This is a genomic window from Kitasatospora sp. GAS1066B, from assembly GCF_041262605.1.
GTDB lineage: Bacteria > Actinomycetota > Actinomycetes > Streptomycetales > Streptomycetaceae > Kitasatospora.
Genome location: NZ_JBGCCO010000049.1, coordinates 35,375 through 43,531 on the forward strand (window position 1 = coordinate 35,375; position 8,157 = coordinate 43,531).

The window sequence follows — 8,157 nt, forward strand, 5'->3', positions numbered from 1 at the left end:
CAGACTCCCCTATACGAATATTCGAACCGCCCCGGCGCCGGGACTCGCCGGCCTGCCTGACCCCAAAGGCTCTACGGCTATGTCCGCTTCGCCCACGGGTACGGAATGATCTGATTGTAGTTGTGACTGCCGTCGGCTCGCCTTCCTACATAGGCGATATTTCCATTGCCGTCGACCAGGACGCGGGCCTGGCTGCTGGGATCTCCGTTGTCGAAGATCTTGGAAAGTCGCCACTTCTGAGCAGCCCGGGGGGCGCCGTTGGCCTGGTAGAAGTCCGGTACTCGATGTCCGGCAGGACCGGTCATCCGCTGCGGGTAGTTCGGGTTTGAGACGACATCGGACACCAAGTCATGAATGTCCTGAGGTGTGTCATAGTACGCGCCCTGCTTTTTGCGCCGGTCGTTGACGGTGGCGTCCGAGTAGTTCTCATCAGGTGTCCACTCGCTGGTTGCATTCCCCGGTGGTGTCTCACGGTGGGGTGACAGGCCGAATGGGTCGGACCAGGTGTGGGGGTTGTGGACGTAGGTATCGGGGTTGGGAGCCGGGAGCAGGCCGAGCGGATCCGGCGTGGTGTACCGGGCGGTCTGCGGGTCGTAGTAGCGGTTGAGGTTGTAGTGAAGGCGGGTCTCGGGGTCGAAGTACTGGCCGGGAAATCGCAGCGGGGTGTAGGTGGTGCTGTCGCTGGGCCAGGTTGTCTGTCCCCAGAGGCTGTGGGAGCCCCGCCAGGCGATGGTGTCGGTCGCCGGGTCGACGAGTTCGGTCGCGGTACCGACCAGGTCGGTGACGATCGCGAAGAAGCGGCGATCGATGTGATCATGCGGGCTCGGGCCTGCGCCGACGGCGGATGAGGCGATCACCTCGCATTGGGACAGCGGCTGCAGCCCCTTGTAGTCCCAGGTGAGGCTGTGCGGGCCGGGCAGATACGGAGCCTGGGTGGTCTGTTCGGCCAGGACGGGGCCGTCCCAGGTGAAGTCGACTGTCTCCTCAACCGTGGCCCCGTCGGGGGCGAGCCGGTGCTTGGCGATGCGGCGGCCGAAGGGATCGTGCAGGTAGCGCCAGACAGTGCCGTCGGGCGTGGTGACGTGAGTGAGGCGGTCCTCGGCGTCCCAGCTGAAACGCCAGGTGTCAGGCTTCCTCGAGAGGCGGGTGACCTGGCGCAGAGTGGTACGGCCAGCCGCGTCGTACTCGTAACGGACGCGACCGGCGGTGGCGAGCTGGGTTCCGCTGTATGTGCGCGCACCGAGGGCCTCGCCGCCGCGAGCGGGCCAGTCGGCGTCCGTGACATTGCCGGCCGAGTCATAGGCGTACGTCTCGCTCCAGCTCTGTGCTCGGACGGCGGTAACCCGTCCGGCTGCGTCGAGCTCGAAGCTACGGCGACCCGAGAGTTGGTCATCGACGGCAGTGAGGCTGCCGTCCGCACGGTATGTGTATGAACGGTCTTGGAGAGCCTGCCGCTCGGGCCTCGTTGTTCGGAGGGTCTGGGCCGTCAGACGGCCTCGGGTGTCCCAGGTGCTGGCGAGGGCGAGGTGGCCGTCGACGATGCGCCGCTGTTCGCGCCCGGCCGCGTCATGACTGAACTCGAGCGTGCCCCCGGTCGTCATGAGGGCAGCGGGCCGCCCGGCCGCGTCATAACTCCATTCGCTGGTGTGTCCCGTGGGGGTGGTGCGGTGGGTTCGGCGGCCGAGAGTGTCCCGTCTGTGGGTAAGTGTGCGACCGTTGACGGTCTCAGTCAGCAGATTGCCAAGGAGATCGACGGTCCGGAGCACGTCCGCGTCCGCGTTGGTCGCTCGGACAAGGCACCCCGAGGTGTCATGGACATAGGTGGTGACCCGGCCGTCCGCGTCGACTGCCACGAGCCGGCCCAACGTGTCGTAGCTGTAGCGAGTTGTCTGGCCCAGTGGGTTGGTGACCGAGGTGACCTGTCCGGCTGCATCGAGCTCGTACCGGACCGTACGACCGTGGAAGTCGGTCTCGCCGACCAGACGTCCGGAAGCGTCATAGGAGTAGGTCCACTGCTGGCTCAGAGCGTTGGTGACGGCGACGAGCCGCATGTCCGCATCGTGGGTGAAGCTGATGCGCGCGCCATCAGCGCTGGTACGGGCGGCCAGGAACTCGAAGTGGGTGTACTCGAAGGCGCTTCGTCGGCCGAGCGCGTCAACGTGGCCGAGCTGGTTACCCTCGGCGTCGTAGGACCACGACTCGGTACTGCCATCAGGAGCCGTCCGGCTGGCGAGGTAGCCCTCTGGCGTCCAGCCGAGACGGGTGGACGCGCCGAGAGGGTCCGTAACGATCACGGTTCGCCCGAAGGCGTCCCGTTCGTAGCGGGTGGTAGCTCCGGTCGGGTCGGTGATCTCGGTCGGGAGTCCAGCCGGGTTGCACGTGATCCGGGTGCTGTGGCCGAGGGCGTCGGTGACCGAGGCGATGTGGCCGAGGGCATCGTAGGTGTAGCGGGTGATGGCACCGAGCGGGTCGGTGAGCGAGGTGCGTCGACCGGTCGCGTCATAGGTGTGCCGCCAGGTCGCGCCGCCTGGCTCGGCGATGTGCGCTGGAAGGCTCATCCCGCCGAGATAGTCGGCGGTGGCCCGCTCGCCGTCGGGGCGGGTGACGGCTATCAGATCCCCCGCTCCGTCGTACTCGTAGCGGGTGGTGCGGCCCAGCGGATCGGTCTCGGCCAACAAGCGGTCGTAGTCGTCGCGTTCGAAGTGGCTGGTGTTGCCGAGCGGGTCGGTGATGGTGGTGATCTGGGCGTGCTCGTTGACGTGGTACGTCGTGGTGTGGCCCAGCGCGTTGGTCTCGGTGTGGAGCTTGAGGCCGGTGGTGGGGTCGGGATCGCCGTAGGTGAAGCGGAACTTGAGGGTGCCGTCGGCGCCGCCCTCGTCGATGACGCGGTCGCGGGTGTCGTAGACGTAGAGGTACTGGGAGTTGTTGCGGTCGGTCCAGGAGAGGATGCGGCCGCTCGCGTCGTTGGCGAAGCGCATGGGCTTGCCGGAGGAGTTGTAGACGCTGCTCAGGTGGCCCTCGGTGTAGCCGTAGCGCAGCAGCAGCGCGTCGTGGCCGTGCACGTCGCCACCGGCCAGGCGCAGGGCGGTGATCCGCCCGGCGTCCACGGTGACCAGCAGGCGGTAGCCGCCGGAGTGGGTGATGGAGTGCGGGGTGCCGTGCTCGTCGTAGTCGAGGTCGTAGTGGCGGCCGGAGCGGTCGCGCACGCGGGTGAGCAGGGCCTCGGTGCCGCCCGTGGCGACCGAGAACTCGCGGACCAGCCCGGTGGAGCGATCGGTGATGGTGTAGCCGCCAGCAGCGAGTTCGAGGTCGCGGCGCGCTCCGGCGCTGGCCTGGACGGCCTCGCCCGGCTCGGGGTGCGGGTAGGCCTGGGTGCGGCGGTCGGCGCCCACGTGGACCACGCCCTCGGCGTCGATCTCCAGGCGCTCGTCGAAGGTGCAGACCCAGCGCGGGCCCATCCAACGGCCCGCCTGGTAGCCGGACTCGAAGTTGCGGGTGAACAGCAGCGGCAGCGAACCGGGCAGCGAGACGTCGACCTGGTCGATGAACATCCGCCCGGTGGCCATGTCGACGGGCTCGCCGCCTTCGCAGACCGCGTCCTCCTTGCGGCCCGCCTCCCGTGGGTCCGCGACCTGCTTGCGGCCCGAGCCCGAACCGCCTTCGCCCGAACCGCCCTTGCCACCACGGCCACCGCCCTCACCCGGCAGGTGGGGCTCATGCGGCTCGTCGTGCTTGGCGTCTCCCAGGATCTTCTTCAGCGCCGCCTCGTGCTGGGCGTCCGTCTCGGCGGTCCGCTTCGCCACCGTCTTCAGCTTGGCGCCGGCCGAGTGGTAGAAGTCCTTCACCGTCTTCCCCGCGTCCTCCGCGAGGGCCTTGCCGAGCTTCTTCGCGCCGTCCTCCAGCGCCTTGACGATCTGGTTGCTCATGTGAAGTCCACCCCCGCCAGCTTGCCGCGCAGCACCTGCGCGTGCCCGGCCACCTCCTGCGCGTGCCCGTTCATCGTCTCCGCGTGGTCCTCCAGCGCCGCCGGGTCGATCTTGAACCCGGTCCCGCCCGCGCCCCCGGTGCCCGAAACGCCCAGCACCCCCGAAACCGCCTCGAAGGCAAGCCCGTTGACCGCTTTCGCCACCACGCCCACCAACGGCGTGATCGCCGCCTCGATCACCTGCCCGATGATGTACTGCTCGAGCTGCTGCTCCAGGTAGTCCGTGATCTGCTCCGCACCCTCGACGATCAGCGCCATGCCGGCCTCCGCCAGCCCGAAGGTCGCCACCGCCGCCGCCTGATCGGCCGCGAACGTCACGGCCAGCCCGCCCAGTTCGCCGATCGCCTGCATCTTCATCCCGACGATCACCCCGGCCGCCGCGTCCAGCGCGGTCGCCACCGTGTGACAGGCATCGACCAGTTCGCTCATGTGACTCGACGACAGATGCGCCCAACTCGCCACCAGCGCCTCGTACGAGGAGCCCTGGTAGTCGGCGGCCATCGCGTTGACCGTCCCGGTCGCCTTCTGGTGCGTACCGTCCACACTGTCCGCGAACTCCCGCACATGCGAGGCAAGTTCCCGGACCTTGTCCTCGTTCACGTTCGGCCAGTTCACCCCGATGAACTGGAGCATCGACACGACTTCGCCAGGCAACTCGATCGCCACAGTGACCCCCGTCCACTCATGCGTGCGAGCCCGACCGTAATGCACGACGCCGACCAGAGGAACACCGGTTCCCGTGAGCGCCCGGACGGCCCGCCAGGAGAGCCGCCTCAGGAACGCGTGGGCTTCGCGGTGGTGCGGATCTCGGTCAAGCTCTCCTGCATCAGGGCCCGGGCGCGGGTGAACCAGTCCGCGAGGACGGCGATCTCGTCGGGGGTGTAGTCGGCGAAGAGCCCGCCGAGGCCCTCGTAGAAGGGACCGTAGACCTCCAGCACGCGGCTCTGGGCGGACTCGTCCATGACCACCCGGAGTCGGCGTCGATCGGCCGGATCCGGCGTGCGGTGGACGTATCGCGCCGCCTCCAGCCGGTTGAGCACGCCGGTGACCGCCCCCGTGGTCAGGCGGGCTCGGTCCGCGAGGTCGCTCGCGGTGAGCGCCTCTCCGGCCAGCGCCGCCTCGATGACGAAGCCCAGGCAGGTGAGGTCGGTGACGTTGAGCCCGAGCCGCCCGGCGATGTCCTGCTGGCCGAAGTGGGCGAGCGCGATCATGCGGTCCATCGCCTGCAGTGCCTGCTCGGCCGTCGCCTCCGGACGCGTCTTGCCCTTCACCGGGATTCCCCTTAGCATCTAAGTTACTTAGCTCGTAAGCTAAATTGCTTCCATCGCAGCTGGACTATCACATCCTGGAGGAAGTCCGGATGACCGCACACGGCGGACACGACATGGGCCACACCGTCGCCGGCTGGACCGGCAGCGCCCTGGTGGCCATCGGAAGCCTCGTCCTGGGCGTGGCATTCGCCGCCGGATCCCCGGCGGGACTCTGGCTGGGCGTGGCGATCGTCGCCTCCGCCGCACTGGCCAGCTGGTGGCTGCACCTCGCGGGCTGGGGCAAGCCGAGCGGACCGCGCCCGGTCGACCGCCGGGACTGGCGCCTTCGCGACACCGACGCCCGGGACGGACACCCGGACTGCCTCGGCTGCCGTCTGGCCGGCCGCCGGCCGCAGGCGCCCGAGACGGGCGCCCGCGCTCCGCGCGCCGAGACCACGCAGCTGAGCAAGGCGAGCTGAACCGGCCGTCCCGGCCCGTGCTCCAAGCGCCGCCCGAGTAGGCGTCATATCGTATGCCTACTGCTGGAAATGCCCGAAGCGACCGAAGTTGGCGGAGCGTTCTCCAGGGCTTCGCCCGCGCTCCGTCGCCAGTTCCCGGTCGGCTCATGAGACTGTCTCCGCACCCGCTCTGTCCACGGTGATCCCGGAGCCCCCCAGGAGACAGGTCTGCCATGAGCGCCATCAATCGTCGCCGCTTCATCCAGCTCGCGGGCGGGACCGCCGCCCTGTCCGCGATGTCGACCAGCATCGCGCGCGCCGCGGACATCCCGGCGCACCGGCGGACCGGAAGCCTGAAGGACGTGGAGCACGTCGTCGTCCTGATGCAGGAGAACCGTTCGTTCGACCACTACTTCGGCACCCTGCGCGGGGTCCGCGGCTTCGGCGACCCGCGTCCGGTGACGCTGCCCAGCGGAAAGCCGGTCTGGTACCAGTCGGACGGCGGCAAGGACGTGCTGCCCTTCCGCCCCACCGCGGACAACCTCGGGCTGCAGTTCCTGGAGGACCTGGCCCACGACTGGAACAGCGGCCACCAGGCGCGCAACAACGGCAAGTACGACCAGTGGGTGCCGGCCAAGACCGCCACCACGATGGCCTACCTGACCCGCGAGGACATCCCCTTCCACTACGCGCTCGCCGACGCGTTCACCATCTGCGACGCCTACCACTGCTCGCTGGTCGGCCCCACCGACCCCAACCGCTACTACATGTGGACCGGTTGGACGGGCAACGACGGCAAGGGCGGCGGCCCGGTCATCAACAACGCCGAGGCCGGCTACTCCTGGACCACCTACCCCGAGCGGCTGGAGCGGGCCGGGGTCTCCTGGCGGATCTACCAGGACATCGGCAACGGCCTGGACGCGAAGGGCGGCTGGGGCTGGATAGAGGACGCCTACCGGGGCAACTACGGCGACAACTCGCTGCTGTACTTCAACCAGTACCGCGATGCCAACCCCGGTGACCCGCTCTACGACAAGGCCCGTACCGGCACCGACGCCCAGGCCGGCGAGGGCCTCTTCGACCAGCTCAAGGGCGACGTGGTCGGTGGGAAGCTGCCGCAGGTCTCCTGGATCGTGGCGCCCGAGGCCTTCACCGAGCACCCGAACTGGCCGGTCAACTACGGTGCTTGGTACATCTCCCAGGTGCTGGACGCGCTCACCGCCGACCCCGAGGTGTGGAGCAGGACGGCGCTGCTGATCACCTACGACGAGAACGACGGGTTCTTCGACCACGTCGTGCCGCCGTACCCGCCGAGCTCGGCGGCCGACGGGCAGTCCACCGTGACCACCACCGGGGAGCTCTACGACGGGGGCGCCGCCACGGCCGGGCCCTACGGCCTGGGCCAGCGGGTGCCGATGTTCGTCGTCTCGCCGTGGAGCAAGGGCGGCGCGGTCTGCTCGCAGACCTTCGACCACACCTCGATCATCCAGTTCATCGAGCGGCGCTTCGGGGTGCACGAGCCGAACATCTCGCCCTGGCGCCGCGCCGTCTCCGGCGACCTGACGGCGGCCTTCGACTTCAGCCGCCCCGACCCGGAGGTCCCCGGCCTGCCCGACACCAGCGGCTACCTGCCGCCGGACCAGGACCGCCACCCCAGCTACCAGCCGGTGCCCCCGGCCGACCCGGCGCTGCCGACGCAGGAACCAGGCCTGCGCACCGCCCGTCCGCTGCCCTACGACCTGTCGGCCGACGCCCGCGCCGGCGCCGACGGCCGGCTCCAGATCGAGTTCACCAGCCACGGCGACGCCGGCGCCCACTTCCTGGTGACCTCGGCGACCCAGCCGAACGGCCCGTGGACCTACACCGTCGGGGCCGGGCGGCAGCTGACCGGCGACTGGACCCTCGCGGCGGGCGCCTACGACTTCACCGTGCACGGTCCCAACGGCTTCCTGCGCCGGTTCCAGGGCCAGGCCGGCGCTGCGGGTGTCGAGCTGACGGTGCGTCACCAGGGCGACAGCGGGCAGGTCCAGCTGGTGCTGACCAACACCGGCGCCGGTCCCGTCCAGCTCACCGTCACCGACGGCTACGGCAACGACCAGCCCACCACCCACCAGCTGCGCCCGGGCGCCGAGTTCACCCACCCGGCGGACCCGCGCGGCAGCCACGGCTGGTACGACCTGTCCGTCACCACCGACCAGGACCCCGGCTTCCTGCGCCGGCTGGCCGGCCACGTCGAGACCGGCGCGCCCAGCACCAGTGACCCGGCGATCGCCACTGCCTGACGATCAGTCAGACAGCCTGGCGGGCGCTGGTTCCAGGCACACGGACAGGCCCGTGGGGGGGGCCCCGCGGGGGGCCCCCCCGGGCCCCCCGGGGGGGGGGGGGGGGGGGGCGCGGGGGGGGGCGGGGGGGGGGGGGGGGCGCCCGGGGGGGGGGGGGGGCGCGGCGGCGGGGGGGGGGGGCG

General features: G+C 69.9%; 5 protein-coding genes. 2 read left to right on the plus strand and 3 right to left on the minus strand.

Translation table 11 applies throughout. From position 1 onward, the window contains the following. Positions 1 to 77: 77 nt before the first annotated feature. The 3 genes from ABH937_RS35235 to ABH937_RS35245 all read right to left on the minus strand — a co-directional run bounded on the left by ABH937_RS35235 (position 78) and on the right by ABH937_RS35245 (position 5,256). Positions 78 to 3,926 (minus strand): DUF6531 domain-containing protein, encoded by a 3,849-nt coding sequence (locus ABH937_RS35235; protein WP_370220623.1) that lies wholly within the window; start codon positions 3,924 to 3,926, stop codon positions 78 to 80. Next, entirely contained in the window at positions 3,923 to 4,618 is a 696-nt protein-coding gene (locus ABH937_RS35240) for a WXG100 family type VII secretion target (protein WP_280691162.1), read from the minus strand. Before ABH937_RS35240 ends, ABH937_RS35235 begins: the two co-directional genes overlap by 4 nt. A gap of 140 nt (positions 4,619 to 4,758) precedes the next feature. After that, the gene (locus ABH937_RS35245) at positions 4,759 to 5,256 is read right to left on the minus strand and encodes a MarR family transcriptional regulator (protein ID WP_370220624.1); all 498 of its coding nucleotides are present in this window, start codon (positions 5,254 to 5,256) and stop codon (positions 4,759 to 4,761) included. An 89-nt stretch (positions 5,257 to 5,345) separates the two neighbouring features. Between ABH937_RS35245 and ABH937_RS35250 the strand changes: the two genes are divergently transcribed. Together ABH937_RS35250 and ABH937_RS35255 are read left to right on the plus strand one after the other, a co-directional pair. Beyond that, positions 5,346 to 5,714, plus strand: a complete 369-nt coding sequence (locus ABH937_RS35250) for an HGxxPAAW family protein (RefSeq protein ID WP_370220625.1) — start codon at positions 5,346 to 5,348, stop codon at positions 5,712 to 5,714. A 212-nt stretch (positions 5,715 to 5,926) separates the two neighbouring features. Continuing rightward, positions 5,927 to 7,975, plus strand: a complete 2,049-nt coding sequence (locus ABH937_RS35255) for a phosphocholine-specific phospholipase C (RefSeq protein ID WP_370220626.1) — start codon at positions 5,927 to 5,929, stop codon at positions 7,973 to 7,975. Positions 7,976 to 8,157: the final 182 nt, after the last annotated feature.

Excerpts from the sequence above, each read along its gene's own strand:
- ABH937_RS35235 (WP_370220623.1), bottom strand. The coding sequence starts at position 3,926 with ATGAGCAACCAGATCGTCAAGGCGCTGGAGGACGGCGCGAAGAAGCTC.
- ABH937_RS35240 (WP_280691162.1), bottom strand. The coding sequence starts at position 4,618 with ATGCTCCAGTTCATCGGGGTGAACTGGCCGAACGTGAACGAGGACAAG.
- ABH937_RS35250 (WP_370220625.1), top strand. The coding sequence starts at position 5,346 with ATGACCGCACACGGCGGACACGACATGGGCCACACCGTCGCCGGCTGG.
- ABH937_RS35255 (WP_370220626.1), top strand. The coding sequence starts at position 5,927 with ATGAGCGCCATCAATCGTCGCCGCTTCATCCAGCTCGCGGGCGGGACC.